We start from the raw sequence: 21,826 nt of genomic DNA, 5'->3' as shown, positions 1-21,826 counted from the left end.
TGCTCCCCCGTTTGTACTCTTCGGAATCCGCGGAGGGCCGAACACAACGCGTAAAAAGCGTCCGACCCGACTGCGTGATATGGGGTTGTTCCGAACGGGCGGGATACTCGGGATCGCAGAGTCCGCACTCGAGTTCGCGCTCGCAGCCTCCGAGGAGGCCCATCCCAACGAATATATGGGCTTTCTCCGGGGCGATGACGCCAGCAAGCTCGGGCTCGACGACGACGGCACGGTGCTGACCGACGTACTAGTCATTCCGGGAACGGAGTCGAACCCGGTCAGCGCGACCGTCAAGACGAGCATGGTGCCAAACGACATGCGAGCGGCGGGATCGATTCACTCCCACCCGAACGGCGTCCTCCAGCCCAGCGACGCCGACCTGGCCACGTTCGGCCGCGGCGACGTCCACATCATTGTCGGCTACCCGTACGGCCGCGACGACTGGCAGGCCTTCGACAGCGACGGGAGCGAGGTCGACCTCCCGGTGCTGGACGTCGAGCCGCCCGAGGAGTCCTTCTTCGATTTCGACCAGGCCGACATCGACGCCGAACTGCGCGAGGAGGAGTTCGACAAGTGACCCGCGTCGTCGCACAGGGCACGTTCGATATCCTGCACCCAGGCCACGCCCACTACCTCGCAGACGCCGCCGACATGGGCGACGAACTGCACGTCATCGTGGCCCGGTCGGTCAACGTCACGCACAAGGAGCCGCCGGTCGTCCCGGACGAGCAACGGCGAGAGATGGTCAGCGCACTCAAACCCGTCGATAAAGCACATCTCGGCCACTCGGAAGATATCTTTGTCCCGATCGAACGCATCGAACCGGACATCATCGCGCTTGGGTACGACCAGCACCACGACGACGACCAACTCGAAGCAGCGCTGTCCGCCCGGGGTATCGACTGTGAGGTCCGCCGGGCCAGCCCGCTGGAGGCCCACGCGTCCGACCGACTGCTCTCGACGGGGGACATCATCGACCGGATTCTCGACGAGCGGAGCGAGTGATTACGCTTCGACAGTGACTGTCGCCTCCGAGACGGCGCGCTCGTCTGCGGTGGCCGTCCCGGCCTCGACCGCAAGCACGTACTCGCCGGGTGTCGCTCCGTTCGGGACGGCGACTGCCAAGCTGCCTGTCACTGACTCGGCGACGGGATCCCAGACTAGCTCGGGCGGATAGGACTCCCGCACGGCGGTCGGCTGCGGCTCGAAGTTCTCGTGTGCCACCTGCCAGCGCTCGGGAATCTCGGCCAACTGCCAGGTCAGGACGCCGACCGACGAGGCCTGTACCGCGATTCTCGCTGTCTCGCCTGGCGCGGCGGTCGCATCTGCCACTTCGATAGTGAGACCGCCGTTCGAGCCGCCGGGAGCCCCACAGCCGGCGAGACAGAGTGTCCCGGCAGAGAGGGCAAGCATTGTTCTCCGAGTTCGCATACCGGCTGTTCCAACGGTCGAGTCAAAACGGTTCGCACGGACCTGTGGCGAGTTCGAAAGGTGAGTTGTCCAGAGTGGCGACAATCAAGCGCTCCTCAGCCGGTAAAAGTGTACATTCGTGTTCCTTCACCACCGATAACCCTAAAAGGCGACCATGAGCACCAGAGTTTGGAATGTATCAGCCAGATGATTGTCCCTCCCCTCGGATACTAAGCCGCCATGTCAGGCACCGTAACTGCGGCTATGTTACAGACGGGTAGTCCTGCGATATCCGCCGAGGCAGCCAGCTATCTCGCCGGGGGACTTGCGGCCCTCGCCGTCGGGTTAGCGGCGCTTGGCTCCGGATTCGCCGAGCGCGGTATCGGTGCGGCGGCCGTTGGGGCCATCGCCGAGGACCCTGATATGTTCGGCCGGGGACTCATCCTCACGGTCCTGCCCGAGACGCTCGTCATCCTCACGCTGGTGACGGTGTTCGTCGTCACGTAACAAAACAGCCCGTTTCCGGGCCTCTCCCGGTTTTCGCCGTGGTTCGAGCGACTAGAGAGGGCTGTGTGAGCCGACGGTTAGATGAGGTCGGCCTCGGCCAGCCGGTCGACAGCTTCCTCCAGTCGTTCCTTGCTGTTGGCGTAGGAGATGCGGGCGTAGCCGGGCGTCCCGAACGCGGTCCCGGGGACGGTGGCGACCTGCGCCTCGGAGATGGCCTGGTCACACCACTCGGTGTCGTCGCCGTCCGGAGCGATTTCGGGCATCATGTAGAACGCGCCCTGGGGTTCGGGGACGTGGACACCGTGGTCCTCGAACAGACCCATGAGGAACTCGCGGCGCTCGGCGAAGGCCTGGCGCATCTCCTCGACGGCGTCGTCGGTGTTCGTGATGGCCTCGACGCCGGCGTGCTGGACGAAGTTCACGGCACACGAGACCGAGTGGGAGTGGACCTTGCCAGCCTGTGAGACCAGTTCTTCCGGGGCCGCGAAGTAGCCCAGCCGCCAGCCGGTCATCGAGTAGGCCTTCGAGAAGCCGTTGAGGGTGATAGTCCGGTCTTCCATACCCTCAAGCGTGCCCAGCGAGGCGGCTTCGACGCCGTCGTAGGTAATCTCCTTGTAAATCTCGTCGGAGATGACCGTGATGTCGTGCTCGACGGCGAGGTCGCGAACGCCCTCGAGCGCTTCACGGGAGTACACGGCACCGTGAGGGTTGCCCGGCGAGTTCACGACGAGAAGTTCCGTCTCGTCGGAGACGGCGTCGGCGAGGTCGTCGAGTGCGCCCTCCAGTTGGAAGTCGTGGGCGGCGGTGTCGACGCGGGTCAGCGTGCCGCCGGCGAGTTTCGCCATCGCCTCGTAAGACACCCAAGCCGGGTCGAGCAGGGCGACTTCGTCGCCGTCGTCGATGACGGTCTGGAAGATTTCGTACAAGGCCTGCTTGCCACCCGGCGTGACGATGAGATTCTCCGGGCCGTACTGGGTGAGGCCGTCGTCGTGGAGCTTGTCGGCGATAGCCTCTTTCAGTTCGGGGATGCCGTTGGAGGACGTGTAGCCGGTGTGCCCGGCGTCGAGTGCGTCCTTGGCGGCCTGTTTGATATTCTCCGGCGTGTCGAAGTCGGGTTCGCCGACGCTCAGGTCGACGACATCCTTGCCCTCGGCCTCCAGTTCGGCGGCCTTGTTGCTGATCGCGAGGGTCGCGCTCGGTTCTACACGTTCGACGCGGGAAGCGAAGTCCATAGTCATTGTTCGAGTTCGGTGGCGAGTTCGATTGCGCTCCGGACGGCCGAGGCCCCCTTGTCGGTTCGGGCCTCAGCCTCGTCCTGGCTCATGCCCGGGCCGATGATGCCCAGCGTGACTGGGGTGTCGCGGTCGAGGGACACGTCGGTCAGCCCCTGCGCAGCGGCGTTGCCGATGACCTGGTCGTGGTCGGTGTCGCCGCTGATGATCGCGCCGAGGACGGCGACAGCGTCGACATCTGATCGGCGCGCGAGCCGGTCAGCGGCCAGCGGCGTGTCGTAGGACCCGGGGACATCAATCGACGCGATAATTTCGGCGTCGCTGTCGGCAGCGGCCTCGTAAGCCCCGTGCTCCATCTCCTCGATAACGGCCCCGTGTTTGTCGTACTGGGCGACAACCAGCCCGAGCTGCACCATACCTGACACCCGGGGAGGGCCGAATAAAGTACTACCGTTCCGTAGCTGGGGCCGGTCGCCGTGCCGAACGGCTGGATTAAAATCCTGTTATAGAAACCAGAAGGATTCTAATGCCCCATGTGCTTGAGCCAGGTATGGCTGAGCCGTCCCTGCCGTCCGCCCTCCGCGATGTCCGGGACCGGAGCCGGTCCTGGTTCGCGGACGACCCCCGCGCGACCGTGAAGCTCGTCGTCGCCGCGACGCTTCTCGGTCTCGTCCTCAGAGTCGCAGCACTCGGGAGCCGCGTCGCCCATTTCGACGAAGGCCGCGTGGCCTACTGGGCGCTCCATCTCCGCGATTCCGGGTCGTTCGCCTACCGATACATCATCCACGGTCCGTTCATCCAGCACGTCGATAGCTGGGTGTTCACCCTCGCCGCGCCGACCGATTTCACGATGCGGCTCCCAGTCGCGATTGTCGGTGGCCTGCTTCCGCTGACAGCGCTGCTCTTTCGCCGACACCTCCGGTCCGACGAGACAGTCTTCATGGCCGCCTTTCTCGCACTCAATCCAGTTCTCCTGTACTTCTCGCGGTTTATGCGTAGCGACGTGCTGGTCGCGGCGTTCATGTTCACCGCCTTCGGCCTGCTCGTCCGGTTTGTCGACACCCGGAAGGCGCGCTATCTCTACGGCGCCGGGGCGTTCATGGCATTCGGATTCGCCTCGAAGGAGAACGCTATCGTCTACGTACTGACGTGGCTCGGCGCGACCGGCCTCCTGCTGGCGAAGGTACTCGTGCTCCCGAACGGCTACCGCGACGCCGCCGCCTTCCTCCGAACCGTCCCGAGTATCGGTGCCATCTGGGGCCGCGTCGCTGGTCGCGTTCGGGCGGACGTCGGGCTTGTCGTCACCACCGTCCGCTCGTTCCGCGACCGCCACGACAGCGCCGCCTCCGTCCTCGCGGCGTACGCGAGTCATATCGTCCTCGCCGCGCTGGTGTTCGGCCTCATCTCGCTGTTCTTCTATGCGCCCCGCGGCGCTGGTGTCGCCGGTATCGAACATCCGCCAGCACCGGCCGCCAGCGGCGACATAAACTTCTGGTCCGGCGTGACGAACCCATCGCTGTTCCCGGAGCTCGTCCAGACCACCTGGGAGCGCGTCGCTGACCAGTACAGCGAGTGGTTCTCGCCGGCCTCGGAGAAAGCCACGACCACTGAAACGGGCCTCGTCGCGTCTATCGAGACGTTCTACGAGAGTGTCGACGGTCACTACGAGGTACTGCTGAAAGCGCTGGGCTACACTGCGGCACCGCTGCTCCTGTTCTCGGTCTTCGGGTACGCGGTCGACCGACTGGGAATCGTCGAGCCGCGTCACCTCATCCCGTTCGCGGCCTACGGCGGCTACGTCTCGATTCTGGGCTACCCCATCGGGACCGACATCGGCGCGCCGTGGCTCGCCGTCCACGTCGTCGTCCCGCTGTCGATTCCAGCCGCCGTCGGGTTCGCCGCCGTTGTCCGATGGGGGAACGAATCGCTGTCGGCTGACGACGTGACCGGCGCTGTCATCGCCGCCGCCATCGTTCTGCTCGTCACTGTACTCGTCGTCAACACGAGCGCAACGCGGGTGTATACAAACGAGCATCTCGAGGAGAACTCGCTGGTCCAGTACGCTCAGCCACAGGAGTCGCTCCGTGCGGATCTGGCCGAGATGGACCGGATCGCGACGGCCAACGGGAACGGCACCGATGTAGTGATGTATCACGGGGAGCGCGGCGATGCATACGACGGCGACGACGCGTACGTCAAGGAAGACCGCGGTGAGTGGAACGACTCGTGGTGGAACACCAGACCGACCTGCCTGCAGTGGCACAACTCGCTGCCGCTGCCGTGGTACTACGCGGCCGACGACGTGAACGTCTCGTGTGAGAACCGGCCCGACATGCTCGTCGAGCAGGCGGAGAGTGACCAGCCGCCGATAATCATCACCCAGCGGATTGACAGCACGGTCCCTGACGAACAGCTCGAAGCCGCCGGGTACGCGCCCAAGACCCACCGGATGCGAACGAAATACAGCTCGAACGACATGACAGTGTGGGTCCACGAGTCCTACGGCCGAGAACCGAACCGTTAACCCTGCTGCTGTGGAAGCGCGCGGTATGACGCTCACGTCACCAGGGCCGACCGTCGGCGTGGTCGGCGGTGGCCAGCTCGGCCGGATGCTGGGCGAGGCGGCCGCGCCGCTTGGCCTCGAACTGCTCGTGACCGACCCGACGCCGGACTGCCCGGCCGCGTCGGTCGTCCGCGACCAGCTCGTCGGGGATTTCGACGAGGCGGCGACCCTGCGGGAACTCGCTGAGCGCGCCGATTACCTCACCTTCGAGATCGAACTCGCCGACCCGGACGTGCTCGAACGGGTCGCTGAGGAGACAGGGACGCCGGTACATCCCGCTCCCGAGACGCTCCGGACGATTCAGGACAAACTCGTCCAGAAGCGCCGGCTCTCGGAGGCCGGCGTTCCAGTCCCCGAGTTCCGCGCCGTCGACACCGCTGACGACCTCCGGGAGGCCTGTGCGGAACTGGGCTACCCTGCGATGCTCAAGGCCCGGACCGGCGGCTACGACGGTCGCGGAAACATCCGCGTCGAGGGGCCGGAGACTGTTGAGGACGCTATCGACGACATCGCCGGTCCCGCGATGGTCGAGGAGATGGTCGACTTCGAGCGGGAACTGGCGGTCATGGGCTGTCGCGGCGTGGACGAGCGGGACACGTTCCCGGTCACCGAGACTATCCACCGCGAGGAAATACTCCGGGAGTCGGTCGCGCCGGCACGGGCGTCGGACGCTGTTCGTGAGCGCGCGCGTGGAGTGGCTCACGACGTGCTCGACGTGATGGACGGCCGCGGCGTGTTCGGCATCGAACTGTTCGAGACGACCGACGGCGAGATTTTGCTCAACGAAATCGCGCCCCGGCCCCACAACTCCGGGCACTGGACCATCGAGGGGTGTCACACCTCGCAGTTCGAGCAACACCTGCGGGCCGTCACCGGCCAGCCGCTGGGGTCGACCGACCAGCGGTTCCCGACCGTCTCGACGAACATCCTCGGCGACGTTGCGGAACGGCAGCCGGCAGAGTTGGAGGGGGAAGACGGCGTGCTGGCGACGCCCCGAGCACATCTGCACTGGTACGGCAAGCGCGAGGTGTACGCCCTCCGGAAGATGGGCCACGTGACGCTGACCGCCGACGACCGCGACGGCCTGCTCGACGATGCCCGCGAACTCCGTGACGGATTGACCTTCGAGTGACCGCCGCCGGCTGATTCGTGGTCCAAAACCGAGCGGTCTTTGACTATGCGGTCCTGAGTCGCGGTATGGAGCGACGGGATTTTCTCCGTGCGGCCGGCCCGGCGGCAGTCGCAGGGCTCGCCGGTTGCCTCGGCGGTGGGAGCGCTGACACCGACTACGACGTGGGGATGTCCGCGAAGGCGTTTCGCCCGGTTCGCATCGCTGTCGAACCAGGAACGACTGTGCGGTGGCTCAACACGAGCAAACAGGGCCACTCGGTCACGGCCTACGAAGACGAGATCCCAGACGAGGCGGACTACTTCGCCTCCGGCGGCTTCGACACTGAACAGGCCGCCCGCGACAACTGGGGGAGTTCCTCTGGCGGGACGATGTACGAGGGTCAGGATTTCACCCACACCTTCGAGGTGCTCGGCGAGTACGCCTACTTCTGCATCCCGCACGAGCGGGCCGGGATGGTCGGAACCGTCGTTGTAACCGAAAATCCAGAAACGGCGACGACCGGCGAGTAGCATCGCTGTCGCTTTTTCGGAGCTTCTCTCGTCTGTGCTGGGTGTGTCGTCTGTGCGCTGTTTTGCGGTAGCGGTCGCTAACTCCGACCGTCGGCAACAGCGTCACAGGAGAGGGGCAGGTCCGCTGCGTCGCTGTGAATCGGTCTCTTACTGCGGCAGAAAAATCGACCGTTGGTGCTGGAACGTCTAGGCTTCGACGTCGACGTCCTCTTCGTCCACGTCGACGGCCGTCTCCTCTTCCGCGGCGACTTCTTCGGGGCGCGCTTCGAGCGTTGTCTTCTTGATTTCGACGCGTCGGAGCGGGTAGATGTCCTTGGCCTCGCCGTAGATGGCCGAGGAGAGACGCCCTTCGACGACGCTGTCGACGAGCTCCTCGAAGGTTCGGTCTTCGGCCGTCTCGCGAACGAGGTCGATCATCGTCCGGCGGATGGCCTTCTCCTGGGAGGCATCGGCCTTCTTCGTCGTCACGGCGACCGGCTGGACCTGGACGCGGTAGTCGTCTGTGGTCAGCACGGTGATGTAGGCCTCGACCTTCGAGGAGCCGCGGCGGACGAGCGAGCGGAGGTAGTCCCGCGTGAGTTCGTGGCGGATGAACTCCGTGTACGCCGAGTCTGAGGCGACCTCGTTGATCTTGAAGGTTAGCTTCGTGTTGTTCTCGCTGGCGTCGTTGGTCAGTTCGCCGAGCGTTGTTTCGATGGTGCGTCCGAGCACCTTGTCCGGTTCGTCTGCCGGTGTCTTACCGAGAACCTCCCGGTCGAACTGCTCGGGAGCCTGCACGGTGTACCACCGTTTCTGTTCTGTGCGCTTGGAAACGCTTCGTTCACTCATGGTTGGATTGTGTGTGTTGGTCTGCGAGCTGTGCTGCAACCCGGATGTTGACGACGTAGTCGTCGACGGTCGCCTGCAGGCCGCCGGTCGAATCGCGCTCGACGGTCGTGACCACGGCGTCGCCCTCGACGCGTGTGGTCATCTCGTCGGTGTTGTCCGGCCGCACCGCGCGTGCGACGCGTTCGGGCGAGTCGTGTGTCGTCCGAATCTCGGCCCGTCTCATACTGCCTCCCGAAACGCTTCGATGAAGTCGGCCGTCGAGGCGTCGAACCGGGCGCGTGCCCGGTCGCCCGTCCCGACGGCGTCGCCGCCGACAGCGTCGGCGGCCGCGCGCATCGTTTCTGTCACGTCCTGCCCGTCCGTGGCGCGGGCTGCGGCCCGGCCGTCGGTAACAACGAGCGTCACCGGTTCTGGTGCGCGATAGTCCGCGAACAGACGGGCGACGGTGCCGGTCGGCATCGCGTCGCCGCGGGCGACGAACAGGCCGTCGTACCGGCCTGTGGCCGCCTCGGACACTGCTTCATGGGCGCGCGCGGCGTGTGTCCGCCACGCGGCCAGCGCGTCATCGTGGACAGCCTCATGGCCGAGCGCGAGCGCGACGCCGGTGCCCGGCTGTTCGCGGGCGACGGCGTCGAGCACGTCGGCGTAGCCGCCGACCGTCTCGAAGGGGCCGCCCGTCGTCGGGCGGAGCGCGCGCTGGACCGTCTCAGCGGCCCGGGGCGGTGCATCTTCGGTGACAGCTAACGCGACCAGCGACGCGAGGCGTCGGTGGTCGTCTGTCGAGAGATCACCGGCTTGCACCGAATCCGAGCCGAGGCCCAGTTCGGTGAGTTCGGCCCGCACTGTGTCGGCGTCGCCCGAGAAAGGCGCGACGAACAGCGTCGAGTAGGCCAGCCCGTCCGCGAGGTCCGCTGTCGGAACGGCGACGCCGGGTCGGCGTTCCAGTCCGGCCTGCTCGGCGGCTTCGGCAACAGTCCCGTCAACGTCCCCGGCGGCAATCGTGCCAGCCAGGGCGAGCGCGGCGTCGGCCGTGCCGAGTTCGCGAGCGGTCTCGAAGGCAGTCGCGGCGGCGCGGTCGGTCAGCGTCACGTCGGCGGTCGGCTGCGTGCGACCGATGGCGACAGTGATGTCGGTCTCGGTGGTCCGGTCGGGGTCCTCGAACGGGCGGACGACGCTCGCCTGGAACGGCGTGTCATCGAGCGCCCGCGCCAGCAGGCCGGTCGCAGCCAGCGCCTCGCCGGTCGCATCGCTGACGAGGCGAACGAACGTGGCCTCACGTAGCGACCCGGCGAGGTCACTGGGCGACGTGGCTGGCGTCGGTTCCCGACCGGTCGCCGACATCTATTCGAGACCCAGCGCTTCGACGGCGTTGTCGTAGCTGTAGGTGAAGTCCTCGTCGACCTCGTCGCCGCGGTAGTAGTCGATGAGGCGTCGGATCTTCGACTGCGTGTTCTGGAGCGCACGCTTGTTCTGGTAGTCACCGGGGTTCTCGTCCATGTGGTCGCGAAGGCGGACGGCCCGTTCGAGCAGGTTCCGAAGGTCCTCCGGCAGGTCCGGTTCGGCTTCGTTCTCCTCGAGAATCTCGGTGACTTTCTTGCCGGTCGCGAGCGAGACGTCAGGGATCGGCGTGCCCTGAACGCCCTCGTCGCGCAGCTTCAGGCCGATCTCGCTGGGCGAGTGGCCCTGTTCGGCCAGTTCGACGACGCGCGCTTCGATGGCGTCCTCGTCGACGTCACTCCACTCCGGGGGTTCGTCTGCCGCCGGTTTGTCCGAGTCGGACGAACCGCGACGGCGTGTATGCATTCGTGCCATTGTAATCTGGTTGGAACCGCACGAACCGCTCTCGTTACGAGGCGTATTGGCACTGTACAGTGCCGAACACGGCCGCAATCCCGAGCTGTGAAAGGCCACAGCGAGTCAGATTTGCGGTCGTGCTGTTCCCATCTCCCTGTCTGAGAGGGCGCGACTAAACCGTTCCGCTTCCCGGTCGCGCCTCGAAGTAGCGATGCCGCTCACGAGTCGACACTGCAACGACCCGCACAGTATTGCAATTGATAACTTGCCCCGCTGTTTTAAATCATTTGCTGCGGTAATTGTGCGTAGTATGGGTAGCGCTGGGCTGAGCCTCGGGACTCGCGGCCAGAGTGCTCCGCTCGGGCTAGCACTGGTTTTTGCGGTGATGATTGTGTCGACGACGGCGGTCGTCGCGCTGGGTGCGGACGCGATCACGAGCACACAAACGCAACTCGATGTGGAGCGAACCGAAAAGTCACTGACGGAACTCAATTCCAAAACCGCGCTCGTAGCACTGGGACAGACGGATGTCCAGCAAGTCACCCTTCCCGCGAGTGGTTCGAGTACCTATTACATCGACGGGAGCGCCGGGTGGATGAACGTCTCCTATCGGAACACAACGTCCGGGAACCGGACGACTGTAGTCAACGAGTCGATGGGCGAGGTGGCCTACCGCGGCAACGGTGCGACGCGACTCGCGTATCAGGGCGGTGGCGTCTGGCGGTCGACCGGCGACGGTCGATCAGTGATGGTGTCACCGCCCGAGTTCCACTACCGGGACGCGACGCTGACGCTCCCGCTCGTGACGGTGAGTGGGTCCGGGGCACTCAGAGACAGCGCATCTATCTCACATAACGCTTCGAAACAGTACTGGCCCAACAAATCAGCGGGGGCAGTGAATCCGCTCGAGTCGGGAAAAGTCGAGGTTCGGGTACAGAGTGAGTACTACCGGGCGTGGGGACAGTATTTCGAGACGCGGACCGACGGCTCGGTCGATTACAACCACAGCAGTAACATTGTCACCCTCGAGTTGCTCGTCCCTGCGACCAATCCGCCAGTACAGGGCGGGATCGTCGCTGGGACACCCGGGACATCAATGACAATCAAAAACAATGCCGAGGCAGATAGCTACAACTCCTCGGTGGGTCCGTACAGTGGGTTCCCCGACAGCTCGAATTCGCGAATCATCTCTGCTGGCGATGTCGATGTGGAGAACAATGCCATCATTGAGGGAGACCTCGAATCCGGTGGCGACGTACAAATAAGCAATAACGGGGAAATCCGTGGCAACCTTTCTTACGGGGGGACAGCTAGCGGTGGCGGTTACCCTGGCGGTGTCAGTGGCTGGAGCGCACAGAACGCCTCAGTCACCGCACCCGACTCTGTTGAGCGCCTCATCGATACACGTCGGTCGAGTATCTCGTCGTCGAACGACAACGCCGACCCGAGTGTCGACATCGACAATAGCTCGAACAGGCTTGAGAACTGCGCGTCGACATGCGAACTGACGGCCGGTGACTACTTCCTCTCGGAAATCACACTCAACAGTGGTGAAAACGCCCGTATCGACACCTCCAGCGGCGATGTCAACATCGTCGTCAACGGAACGATCACGATACAGAACGACCAGCAAATAGCGGTCGTTGGCGGGAACAGAGTGAATGTCTACGTTGAAGGCGACTACTATCAACGGAACGGAGCACTCGTCACTGTCGAAGATGATAAAGCCCCGAACTTCTGGGTGTATACGAATCCCGACGCAGATGTCGAGTTCGATAACAACGCCGAGTTCACCGGCGTTATCTACGGTCCGAACGGACCGGACAACGATGGGGCGGACATAACACTCGATCAGAACGCCCACGTCTACGGCGGTGTTGTGGGTGACGTGACGTTTGTGTCGAACAACTACGGGATCCACTACGACGAGGCACTTCAGCGGACAGAGACAACGACGATTCCACAGGCAATCCCGTCTGTTACGTACGTCCACATCTCGACGAACGACGTCAACATCACATCCGGCTGATAGCCAACACGGTCGCCCACCGGATATCAGAATGGGTAGTATCCAAACTCGGACGATATTCAGTGCAGCCGACAGAGTCAGCCGCTGCGCGGTGGCTGCGATAATTCGGCCAGCAATCTTATCAGCTATGATAACTACTGTCGGATAATGCACTCCCCCAGGGGTCAGGAACGCGCACAATCCGCCCCGCTCGGGCTGATACTGGTCCTCAGTCTCGTCATCGTCGGTTCCAGCATCGTTGTCAGTCTAGGAGCGACAGCGCTGGTCGATACTGAGGCTGGGCTCGATGTCTCCCGGGCGGAGACGGGGATGACCCAACTGGACTCACAGGCGGCGCTGGTGGCACTTGGGAACGCTGACAGCCAGCAGGTATCGCTCGTCGGGACGGACAGATCCACGTACCGAACCAACAACACAGCGGGTCGGATGACAGTCAGTATCACCAACCACTCGGCTTCGCCCCCGACAACTGTCACGCTGATGGAGGAGGAACTCGGCGCGGTCGTCTACGAGAACGGGAACCAGAAAGTCGCCTATCAGGGCGGTGGCGTGTGGCGGCGCTCTGGCAGCGGCAGTGTCATGGTCTCACCGCCGGAGTTCTACTATCGCGACGCGACGCTGACGCTCCCGCTTATCACCGTCCGCGGTGACCGCTCGCTTGGCTCACAAGCCAGCATCTCAAAGAACGGCACGACGCAGGTGTACCCCGACCAGGCGGCCGGAAACGTCAATCCGCTAGATACCGGAACGGTCAATATCACCGTCGAGAGCGACTACTACCGGTCATGGGGGCGCTACTTCGAAGAGCGGACAGATGGCGACGCGTACTACGATCACGAAAACGACAGCGTGACCACGACACTAGTCGTGCCGACAGGGCCGCGAGAAGTGACGAGTGCCGTCGCGGCTACGTCCGCTGGCGGGCAGATTACGCTCTCCGGTAGTGGCACCGACCCCGCTCGAACGGACAGCTACAACTCGTCTGTCGGCGACTACTCGACATCACGAGGGTCGTTCGGAACGATCACCACAGCCGGTGACGTGTACGTGAAAGGGAACAGCGAGGTAGACGGCACTGTTCAGTCCGGTGACCGGGTCGAGGTCAAGGGTAGCGGCGTCGTTACCCGTGACGTGGAATACTCGACCACGAAGCACATCAAGGGCACTGTCAACGGCGATGTCAGACAGATTTCAGGCGTTGAGGGAGCCGGCGCTATCGACGGCCTGGTGACCCGGCGAGTCGCCAACGCAAGTGCCACCAATGACAACGGTGCGACCAGCAGCATTTCGGGCGACCAGCTCGCCGCCGGTGACCAGACGCTGGACGCGGGCACGTACTACTTGGAAGACCTGACGTTGGACAGTGAGACGCTGACGATTAACACAGGCGGTGACGACGTGACCATCGCCGTCCGAGACTACGTCTACATCGAGAACGGCGGACGGATCAAAGTGAACGGTGCCGGGAAAGTGCGTCTCTACGTCAAAGGCGAAGCTACGTCCGCCAGCGGCCACCACTTCCACATCTATCGTACCGGCGAGGTCGATGTCGATACCGCGCAGAACTCGACGCAGTTCTGGGTGTACGGCCAGTCGGACTTCGACGCCGTCATCGAAGGGGATACCGATACCCCGCAGTTCGAGGGCGTGATTTACGCACCCGCCGGCGGTGTCGGTGCCAGCAGTGTTTCGCTCAAAAAGGCAGAGCTGTACGGCGGCCTCGTCGCTGGGTCAGTCACGGTGGATAACGGCGGACTGGTCCATTACGACCGGGCGCTCAGAAACGAGCGAGCCGTCCCGAAGAACACGAACATCATCCGGCTGACGTACCTCCACGTCTCGGAGAACCGGATTAACGTGACCAGCGGATAGGCGATCCATTACTGGTCGATGTCAACCGCAATATCGTGGTAGACGACGTACGTCCGCTGGATGCCGCCGGACGACGTGAAGTTACACCAGCCGTTGGCCCCGCAGCTGAACCCTTCACTCTCGAAGTACGACTGCCAGAGTGCCTCACGCTGTGGGGTTGAGTCGACACTGACGTTGACGTGTTCGATGTTCCCACCGGTATCGGCGAACGACACGTTGCTGTCGCGGTGGGTTGTCCGGACGAGCACCGTCGAGCCGCCCAGGCTCTGCTGTTCACTGGCGGTCGTACCGACCACAGTGATGAGTGCGCGGTCGTCCGAGACGAGTATCGGCGGCGTTCGTTTCTGTACCCCACCGTCCCGGTTCGTCCGATACACTGCCCCGGCTTCGTATACGAGCGCTCGTTCCTGATTGCCGGCGTATATGATTGGGCGGATCTTCCATGTTCCGACGTCTTTGGGAGTGGTCCCGTCGTGGACCTGGACCGATATTGTCGTGTTTTCACCCGTCCTGAGCGATGCCTCACCGAGACTGACCTCCGTGGCACGGCTCGGTGCGCCCTGTTTGTGGAGGTCTGCGATGTTGTCCGAGAGCACGTCAAACGCCCGCTCAGCGTTCTCTATCTGCTCCGCATCCCGGGCGTTCTGTAACGCCCCCAGACCGCTCACCGAGACAAGAATTATCGAAGCTACAATGAGACTGAACACCAGAGCGAAGCTCAACACCTCGCTGACGGCGCGGTCAGCCATTTCGGACCTCCAGTTGCCCGCTCGATTCGTCGTAGAACACGGTTATTACACCGCCGTCAGCGGTGGAGTCTCCCAGGTCTGTCCGGGTTGTGAGTGACACAGTCACCGACACCTCCGGCGATGTCGATTCGAGCGTTAGTTCATCGGCGGCGGGGGCAATCGAGACCCGGTAGCCGGACCCACTCACCCGCGCCGGGAACGTGTGATTCAGCCGCGCAGTCGGGTCGGTGTCGGCAGCGACCACCAGCCGATCAATACGCCCGATGTCGGCGGCGACCTGCTGTCCGATGACTTCGAGCTCGTCTCTGATAACCTGCTCCTGCCGGTCCTCGACGAAGTTCCCGCCGGCAATGAGGAGGCCAGACACCAGAATCGAGGCGATGGCCAGGCTCAGCGTGTAGCTCAGCGTCGTCGAGACAGCGCGGTTACGACGCATCCGGCTCACCCGGGGCCACCCGTATCTTTGCCTCGTACCGTAAGTTCGAGGTGTCGTAGCGGTAGCGGACGGTCGTATTATAAATCGCGGTCGTGCTGAACGGCGACGCAGGTGCTGTATCGAGCGTGCTTGCTGGCGTGCTATCGCGGACGACCAGCGAGTAGTTCCCCCTGATCTGGTCGCCCGATTCGTACGTGATGTTGTACTCGTCACCGACACCGTGGGCGAACCGTCCGTCGAAACTCCCGCCCTGCAGCGCGAGGCACGGTTTGCTCTGCACTGTTCCGTCAGTCACGTCAATGTGGGCATACGGCTCCTCGATAGGGACGGTACACGTCTGTGTGCCGCTCGGTGTGTCGACTTCCACGTTTACGGTCCCACCGGGTCCGACATCCCCCCAGACCTGCATCGTCCATTTCGGGTTGCCACCGGTACCGTTCGCTGTGACAGCAAACGCGTCCGCAGAGTCCGTCGGGATGTCCGTCGCGTTGATGACGAACCCTCTGGTCGCGTTCGTGCCGTCACCCGGGCGAGTGACCCGCTCTCTGACCATCCAATCGGCACTCGGGGTCGCCTCACCGGATTCGAACAGTGACGTATCGTTCTGTGCGATCCGTGTGCCGTATGTCGGCGAACCGGTGAGTGTCGCGTTCACCAGTGCCCCGCTCGTGACCCGCTGTCGCTCCGTCTGTGTACTGACGGTCCGAACACTCTCACGCACACTGGCTTCGAGCGTCGTCTGCGTCGAGTAGTTGTACCTGTTCGCCGCGATAATGCCCCGCTCGACGTTCGCCTCTACAATTGCCCGCATCTCCAGTGCGTCGTTGCTCCCGGCGACCTCGCCCCGGCTGGCAAGGTTCTGCGTGTAAATCGCGGAGTTGACGACCAGCGCCAGCCCGATGAACGTCACCGCCAGGGCCAGGGCGGCGATGAGAATTATCTGTCCGCGGTCGTCGTCGTTCAGATGCGCCACGCGACCACCTCCACGCTGACCGTGTTGTAGACGTTCGTCCCGGTGTCCGAAACCGTATAATCGGTCGCCGGGTCACCAAGCCGTGTGCTGTTTCGCGTCCCATCCGCGTCTCGCAGATGGTCGTCGTCCATGAGCGTGATTGTGTGGCTGGCACGCACTGCGTTGTCGCTCGGCTCACCGCTGTAGATGTATCGAGTCGTGACGGTTCGCCCCTGCATATTCTGGAACCTGAGGTAGACGTTGTAAGCGATTCCTCGCTGGTCGAACGCACGCTCCAGCAACTCTCCGAACCGATTGTCCGGTGGCCCGTTCGTGTAATATTCCCGACCACCGGCCGTGTTATGGAACTGCGCCGTGCTGTTGTCCCAGTAGAGCACAGCCGGTTTTAACGCGTCCTCTGCCGCCGCCGAGGCGAGGACTCCGTGGCCGATTGCCTGCTGCTGGTTCTCGATGTGCTGGCTCGACGTACTCGCAGACAGCGGCGTCACCGCTGTCATCTGGAGGGCAAACACCAGGCTTGCCAGTAACAGCATTCCGCTGACGATGGCTTCGAGCGTGTGCGCCTGCGCACGCATGCTACCACATCACCACGCGTACTGTGACGTCCTGCCCGTTCAGCGATACCACTCGCAGCGCAGTGACCGACGCGTCGTTGTTTGTCGGCGGATTCCCGCCAGTCGTGAGTATCGTTCCGCAGCCACCACTGGCCGCAACGAGCTCCTCATCTGTTCCATCCCAACAGAGCGTTTCGTCGGTGGCTGCCGTTGCCGTCGCATTCCCCCGAATTGTGACGTTCACGTTCTCCAAAGCCGGATCAAGCCCAACCCGTTCTTCTGTACTCCCACCGGAGTCGTAGCCACATCCTGACGGTGGTGCGTTTCCAGCGAAGAACTCTCGCGTACAGTGTTCGTCCAGAACGTACGGCTGCTGTGGCGAACCAAGCATCCCCATTGTGAGGCCGTCGGCAACTCTGTCAGTCGTGACCGTCTCCTCCTGAACCCCTGCCGAAAACGGCGACAAAAGTCCCGGAATGAACAGGAAAATGAATATCAGGACGCTCAAAAACAAGCTCATACCGATTGCGAAGTCCAGTGTCGTCTGCCCGCGCTGGGGCCTTCCGATCCAGAGTGCCCGGGCGACACGACGGTTGGTAGACTGCGTCTCATTTTTCCTACGGTTCATAAGCCTGATTCACTGAACTGAGATTACTGTAGGGATGGTATCAGGCGTTATAACCATTGTGGCCGTACTGTAACTCCAATTACCAGATCTCCACGCACCCCTGGAAGTCGATGCAATACTGATCTGTTTGCGACCATGAGGCCGGTTCCCTATGTCCCGGTGCTTCGATGGGTTTAAGCAATCCCATCGGGAAGCAGATAATGCACACAAGGGCTCGTAGATCAGGGGTAGATCACTCCCTTGGCATGGGAGAGGCCCCGGGTTCAAATCCCGGCGAGTCCATCCTTATTGTGCTACTGTGGTTGAGGAGTTACCATGACTCTCAACGGGTCAACTGTGCAGCCAGGCAGATTTGATACCGGCCCAGATAAGCGAATTTACAACGCTGTTCGTAACAGTAAAGAACACGTACGGTCACCCACAAGGGCAGACCAGTAATTACACGTCTTTCTCCAATTAGAAGTTGCGTTTGCAGTCCTGGCTTCGCAGGTAGCGTCTAGTCCCCTCGGATGCAGGTACTGAGCAAACCAGAGTCTGTGTTGTTTGTGAAATTGTTATTGTCCACCACTTACGCTATCATGAGTGAAAATGGCACAGACAATAGCATATTGTCTTGGCTGATTACCGAATAGTTGCTGTACATATTGTAATGCAAAGCAGGAGCGCCAGTCGTGTAGCGTGGGATTTGTGGTGGGTTGAGACTGTATGTGTGATAGTCATGCTTGGATGTCCGTGATAAATCTTCATTAATTTATATTGAAACAGTACATTTATGTGCAATAGTTGGTATGTATTTGAGTATGTTCGAGTGGGGCAGCCGGGGGGCTGGAGACCGGGGTGTATCGCACGTTCTGGGTGTGGTGTTGTTGGCGAGTGCAGTCATCATTGGTGCCATACTGATCGTTCAGGCGGGCCAGCAGACAATCGGAGATATCAACGACGACGCGAATGTCGAGCTCGCTGAGGAGGTGCTGCTGTCGGTCGATCAGAGCTTCCAGCGGTCAGATACCAGTGAGTCAGTTAAGCTTCCGGACCGGGTTCGGTCTGATGTCGCTGTGACGGACGACGCGACATACAGCCTGACGCTGAACCGTAACTCGACCTGTTCGACGGGGAATCGGACGTTGCAGACGCTTCAGTATCAGGAAAACGGCCAACAAGTTGGCTATCAAGGCGGAGGTGTATGGCGGATGACCGAGTCGGGCGCGACGATGTCGTCGCCCCCGGCCGTGAACTACGATAAAGGGGCGCTGTCAGTCTCGTTCGCGAATATCTCTGGGCACCAGATGGGGGGGAGTTCGGTCGCGATTCAATCGAACACGACGGCGAACCGATCACACGAAGCAGCACTTCAAACGGCGCTATTCACTGAGGCGACATACGAAGGCGTACGGAACGGCTCGTGGGACTCTTCTTCGCCGAGCACCACCTGTGCCCCGTCACAGGTCACCAACGCTACGTTGACAATCGAGAACAGCAGTTACGCTCGCGCGTGGGCGGACTGGGCACAGGACGCATACGACGACAAGTACGTCACGGTGACTCCGAATTCAGCGGAGCCGGGTGAGACCATCTATATTAACTTTGCACTTGGCAACGTGAGCGACCCGGTGTTCGAAGTACGGAACATGTCGGTGCAAGAAGACCCATCAGACGGTCAGAAAGCACTTGTGAATGCCACGATACGGAACTCTGGTGGTTTGCAAGACACCCAAGTGATCAGACTGAATCGGTCCGGGGCGGCAGATAATGCGACAGCCACGGTCACGCTTACTGGTGGCGATTCAGCTAGCGTGAGCAAGTCGATAGATGCCGACAGCGGTGTACACAACTTCACTGTGGCATCTGAGCAAGACGAAGCCTACGAGCTGGTCAACTACACGGCTGTGCCCGGATCACCGTCACTGAATATAACTAGTGCCTCGATCCCCGCAACAGCACGGCTCAATCAGGTCCCAGAAGCGAATGTCACAGTCGAAAACAACGGCAGTATGACAGCCGAACAGAGCGTCACGCTGCTGGTTAATGGCTCGGTGACCGCTACGCGGCACGTGACAGTCCATCCGGGCAACAGCCGGACAGTTGATTTTGGATCGGCGATGCCGACCGACGAGAACGGGACCTACGATATCGAGGTCACGACGGACGACGACACGTATTCGCAGTACAGCGACGACGGCCACTACTTCGTTGTCGGTGACGTCGGTGTCTTTGAGGTGACATCGGTTTCGCCACCGGGTGGGGTAAAGAGCGGTGACACAGTCACGATCGCGGCGACAGTCAAAAATACCGGCAATATCCGTAAGTCCGACGCCGTCAAAATACTCATCAAAAACGAGTCGAACACAAAGGTTGAATCGAAGGAGAAAACGCTCACGCTCAATGGAACCAACAGCGGTTCAGAAAAAGAGACGGTAACTCTCACTGGCGGTCCGCTCACTGCACCGTCATACAGTAATTACACCTACGTCGTCGAGACGCCGGACGACCGCAGTTATGGGACCTTCACTGTCGGCGGGTCGGCCCCACCAGTGTTCGATATCACTGGCCTCGGCGTCGACAACCCGGTCGAGCCAGAGAACAAGACCGAAGTCAGCTTCAATGTCACGAACACTGGGGGCAAAGAAGGCTCCCAGACGCTTCGCATCGGCAGAGACTGGGGAGCCGACAAGTCAACGGACGAACAGCTTGGCCCGGGAGAGAGTACGACGGTCACACAGACCGTTACAGCGCCGTCCGAAGATGGACTCTATCGAGTGAACTTTACCACTGAAAACCAGACTGCCTGGCGACTCCTAAACGTGCGGTCGAATACTGCGGTCGAGCGTGACGAGGGAGGGATGACAACCAACGAGCGGGTCAACGCAACAATCGAACTCAAGGGAGCTGAGCTTGAGGGTAGTAACGGCTATCAGATTACGCACACGAAAGTAGACATGGATCTGGTCGTCAACAATCAGTCCGGCGACCACGAGATTCCACTGTGGCGCGACGTGGGATACAGCTTCGAAGACGGCGATGTGAACGGCCCGCATGCTGAACGACGGCTGATTAACGACGACTATCCGGACCCATACGAGTTCACCAAGACTTTCGAAGCGAATTCGAGCTTCTCCGTCACCGCCACATCCTACTATTGCTATGAAACGACGTATACGGACATTCGGTTCAAGATAGACGGCACGAACTACTACACCAAGAGATGCAGCAATCCAGGTGGGGTCCGAATTTCTACCGACGAAAGCAGCTCAAACGCAGACATATTGGCCGATGGAGAGGTGATTCCCGGCTACGGGCAGGCCGGCAAGGCACAGCGGAAACTCCGGGATATGCTTGGTGAGGAACGGCTCACCGCACTTGCGAACGGATCAGCGAGGCTAAACCTCGCTGACGGTGAATTTGTGTACCTGTATGAACTCTCACAAGATAACGCAAGCCCCAGCAACGCATACGGTTACGGCGATCCTGACTACAACGACGCGGTGGTTATATTCAAGACCAACTCTATTGAAAACGAGGTTTTGGAGCCGAAATTCAACTACGTTGATGTCGATGCCCCAGCGCGGACTCTGAAAACAGAGAACGCAGAGGTAACGGTGACGGTGAAAAACGTTGGTACCACCGCCGGTACTGCAGAGCTCACGCCTACCTTCGATGGAAGCACAATCAAGACGCGGAATAAAAAGATCGGAGTAAACGAAACGGCACAGTTCAACATTGAGCTGGCGACTGCAAGTAAGGCTCCGGGGCAATCGTACCAGTACAGGTTCAATCTCACGAACCCCAACCGCTCCGAGTCCGCTACTGGGAAGCAGTGGGGCGGAAATATCTACGTCGGCGACATTGACGAACAGTTCATGCAAGTCGACTCTGTGCGCGCCACGAGCGCAATCGACAATGACGAGTCTGCAAACGCTACGGTCAACGTCACGAACGTCGGAGGAGAAGGCGGAACCGCCGATGTGAAACTCTATGCAAAGAACACCGACGACGCGAGCTCGACGTTCGCAGTGTCTGACGCCGCAACAACCAACGTTCTCACAAGCAAAGAGACGAAGCAGGTGAACCTCAGCCTCCCGTCTGACCGCGGTAACTACACGTACTACGTCCAGACACGGAACAGCACCTCAGCAAAGCAGTCGTTCTTCGTTGGTCGGTCGAATGTCGTGGTAAACGACACGCAGGGCATCAATATCGGTGCAGAGACTTACAACACTTCGACGCTCATCGAACGCCGCGGTAGTGCACAGCGAATGACCGTCGAAGTCAACAATGAGGGAACTGTCGGCGACAAACGCGAGGTGAGCCTCACTGTCAAGAACAAGAGTGACGGCAGTACAGTGTACACAGGCACTGAGAACGTCACCGTGGGTAGCGGTGACCTTACCGGGACCGATGCGTATCCGGCGTGGGCTGGCTACGATACCGACCTCGATGCCGGATACTACACGTACGAAGTCACAGTGTACAACGACACGGCCAGTGGGTCGGTTGACGATACTGCGACGGGTGAAATCTACCTGAAGGAAGTCGACGAGAGTGGCGCAACCACGAACGACTCACCCATCTCGATTGACTCCGATACGATTAGGATCGGTAGCTAAGGCCGC

21 protein-coding genes and 1 tRNA gene are annotated in these 21,826 nt (G+C 61.6%); 10 read left to right on the top strand and 12 right to left on the bottom strand.

Annotated elements, in window-relative coordinates; all coding sequences use genetic code 11:
* The first annotated feature begins 79 nt into the window (after positions 1-79).
* Positions 80-577 carry a proteasome protein gene (locus BVU17_09855; protein AUG47804.1) on the top strand — a complete coding sequence of 166 codons (498 nt, stop codon included), beginning with the start codon at positions 80-82 and terminating at the stop codon, positions 575-577.
* Positions 574-1,005, top strand: a complete 432-nt coding sequence (locus BVU17_09850) for an FAD synthase (GenBank protein ID AUG47803.1) — start codon at positions 574-576, stop codon at positions 1,003-1,005. Before BVU17_09855 ends, BVU17_09850 begins: the two co-directional genes overlap by 4 nt.
* Here the strand turns inward: BVU17_09850 and BVU17_09845 are convergent, their stop codons facing one another.
* Complete coding sequence (locus BVU17_09845) at positions 1,006-1,431, bottom strand: hypothetical protein (GenBank protein ID AUG47802.1); 426 nt, start codon at positions 1,429-1,431, stop codon at positions 1,006-1,008.
* 219 nt (positions 1,432-1,650) lie between these two features.
* Here BVU17_09845 and BVU17_09840 point away from each other — a divergent pair, with 219 nt between their 5' ends.
* The gene (locus tag BVU17_09840) at positions 1,651-1,917 is read left to right on the top strand and encodes an ATP synthase subunit C (protein ID AUG47801.1); all 267 of its coding nucleotides are present in this window, start codon (positions 1,651-1,653) and stop codon (positions 1,915-1,917) included.
* Positions 1,918-1,994: 77 nt separating this feature from the next.
* On the opposite strand, the gene BVU17_09835 is transcribed toward BVU17_09840, so the two are convergent.
* Both BVU17_09835 and BVU17_09830 read right to left on the bottom strand, forming a co-directional pair.
* On the bottom strand, positions 1,995-3,155 hold the full coding sequence (locus tag BVU17_09835) for an aspartate aminotransferase (GenBank protein ID AUG47800.1): 1,161 nt from the start codon (positions 3,153-3,155) through the stop codon (positions 1,995-1,997).
* The gene (locus tag BVU17_09830; GenBank protein AUG47799.1) at positions 3,152-3,565 is read right to left on the bottom strand and encodes a 6,7-dimethyl-8-ribityllumazine synthase; all 414 of its coding nucleotides are present in this window, start codon (positions 3,563-3,565) and stop codon (positions 3,152-3,154) included. Before BVU17_09830 ends, BVU17_09835 begins: the two co-directional genes overlap by 4 nt.
* A 134-nt stretch (positions 3,566-3,699) precedes the next feature.
* On the opposite strand from BVU17_09830, the gene BVU17_09825 reads away from it, so the two are divergent.
* From BVU17_09825 to BVU17_09815, 3 genes are all read left to right on the top strand, one after another.
* A complete protein-coding gene (locus BVU17_09825; GenBank protein AUG47798.1) occupies positions 3,700-5,673 on the top strand; it encodes a dolichyl-phosphate-mannose--protein mannosyltransferase in 1,974 nt (657 codons plus the stop codon).
* Between the two features lie 25 nt (positions 5,674-5,698).
* Positions 5,699-6,844, top strand: a complete 1,146-nt coding sequence (locus BVU17_09820) for a 5-(carboxyamino)imidazole ribonucleotide synthase (protein ID AUG47797.1) — start codon at positions 5,699-5,701, stop codon at positions 6,842-6,844.
* Between the two features lie 65 nt (positions 6,845-6,909).
* Complete coding sequence (locus BVU17_09815) at positions 6,910-7,353, top strand: halocyanin (protein AUG47796.1); 444 nt, start codon at positions 6,910-6,912, stop codon at positions 7,351-7,353.
* 186 nt (positions 7,354-7,539) lie between these two features.
* Here BVU17_09815 and BVU17_09810 read toward each other — a convergent pair whose 3' ends face one another.
* From BVU17_09810 to BVU17_09795, 4 genes are read right to left on the bottom strand one after another with little or no spacing between them, the layout of a single operon-like run.
* Positions 7,540-8,181 (bottom strand): 30S ribosomal protein S3ae, encoded by a 642-nt coding sequence (locus BVU17_09810; protein AUG47795.1) that lies wholly within the window; start codon positions 8,179-8,181, stop codon positions 7,540-7,542.
* Positions 8,174-8,404, bottom strand: a complete 231-nt coding sequence (locus BVU17_09805; protein AUG47794.1) for a KEOPS complex Pcc1-like subunit — start codon at positions 8,402-8,404, stop codon at positions 8,174-8,176. The genes BVU17_09810 and BVU17_09805 overlap by 8 nt, the downstream gene beginning before the upstream one ends.
* Positions 8,401-9,522: a hypothetical protein gene (locus BVU17_09800; protein AUG47793.1), complete on the bottom strand. Its 1,122-nt coding sequence runs from the start codon at positions 9,520-9,522 to the stop codon at positions 8,401-8,403. Before BVU17_09800 ends, BVU17_09805 begins: the two co-directional genes overlap by 4 nt.
* A complete protein-coding gene (locus BVU17_09795) occupies positions 9,523-9,993 on the bottom strand; it encodes a 30S ribosomal protein S15 (protein AUG47792.1) in 471 nt (156 codons plus the stop codon).
* A 367-nt stretch (positions 9,994-10,360) separates the two neighbouring features.
* Here BVU17_09795 and BVU17_09790 point away from each other — a divergent pair, with 367 nt between their 5' ends.
* Positions 10,361-12,004: a hypothetical protein gene (locus BVU17_09790; GenBank protein ID AUG47791.1), complete on the top strand. Its 1,644-nt coding sequence runs from the start codon at positions 10,361-10,363 to the stop codon at positions 12,002-12,004.
* A gap of 147 nt (positions 12,005-12,151) precedes the next feature.
* The gene (locus BVU17_09785) at positions 12,152-13,876 is read left to right on the top strand and encodes a hypothetical protein (protein AUG47790.1); all 1,725 of its coding nucleotides are present in this window, start codon (positions 12,152-12,154) and stop codon (positions 13,874-13,876) included.
* An 8-nt stretch (positions 13,877-13,884) separates the two neighbouring features.
* Here BVU17_09785 and BVU17_09780 read toward each other — a convergent pair whose 3' ends face one another.
* The 5 genes from BVU17_09780 to BVU17_09760 are packed head-to-tail and all read right to left on the bottom strand — an operon-like array spanning position 13,885 to position 17,216.
* Positions 13,885-14,625, bottom strand: coding sequence for a hypothetical protein (locus tag BVU17_09780; protein ID AUG47789.1), 741 nt, complete (start codon positions 14,623-14,625; stop codon positions 13,885-13,887).
* A complete protein-coding gene (locus BVU17_09775) occupies positions 14,618-15,061 on the bottom strand; it encodes a hypothetical protein (GenBank protein AUG47788.1) in 444 nt (147 codons plus the stop codon). The genes BVU17_09780 and BVU17_09775 overlap by 8 nt, the downstream gene beginning before the upstream one ends.
* Positions 15,051-16,034 (bottom strand): hypothetical protein, encoded by a 984-nt coding sequence (locus BVU17_09770; GenBank protein AUG47787.1) that lies wholly within the window; start codon positions 16,032-16,034, stop codon positions 15,051-15,053. Before BVU17_09770 ends, BVU17_09775 begins: the two co-directional genes overlap by 11 nt.
* Positions 16,022-16,609, bottom strand: a complete 588-nt coding sequence (locus BVU17_09765; GenBank protein AUG47786.1) for a hypothetical protein — start codon at positions 16,607-16,609, stop codon at positions 16,022-16,024. Before BVU17_09765 ends, BVU17_09770 begins: the two co-directional genes overlap by 13 nt.
* A 1-nt stretch (position 16,610) precedes the next feature.
* On the bottom strand, positions 16,611-17,216 hold the full coding sequence (locus BVU17_09760) for a hypothetical protein (protein ID AUG47785.1): 606 nt from the start codon (positions 17,214-17,216) through the stop codon (positions 16,611-16,613).
* 210 nt (positions 17,217-17,426) lie between these two features.
* Here BVU17_09760 and BVU17_09755 point away from each other — a divergent pair.
* Together BVU17_09755 and BVU17_09750 are read left to right on the top strand one after the other, a co-directional pair.
* Positions 17,427-17,498 (top strand) — tRNA-Ala (locus BVU17_09755).
* Between the two features lie 518 nt (positions 17,499-18,016).
* Positions 18,017-21,820, top strand: a complete 3,804-nt coding sequence (locus tag BVU17_09750; protein ID AUG47784.1) for a hypothetical protein — start codon at positions 18,017-18,019, stop codon at positions 21,818-21,820.
* Positions 21,821-21,826 lie beyond the last annotated feature (6 nt).

Source organism: Haloarcula taiwanensis, assembly GCA_002844335.1.
GTDB classification, from domain to species: domain Archaea; phylum Halobacteriota; class Halobacteria; order Halobacteriales; family Haloarculaceae; genus Haloarcula; species Haloarcula taiwanensis.
This window is presented reverse-complemented; position numbering and strand designations above follow the sequence as displayed.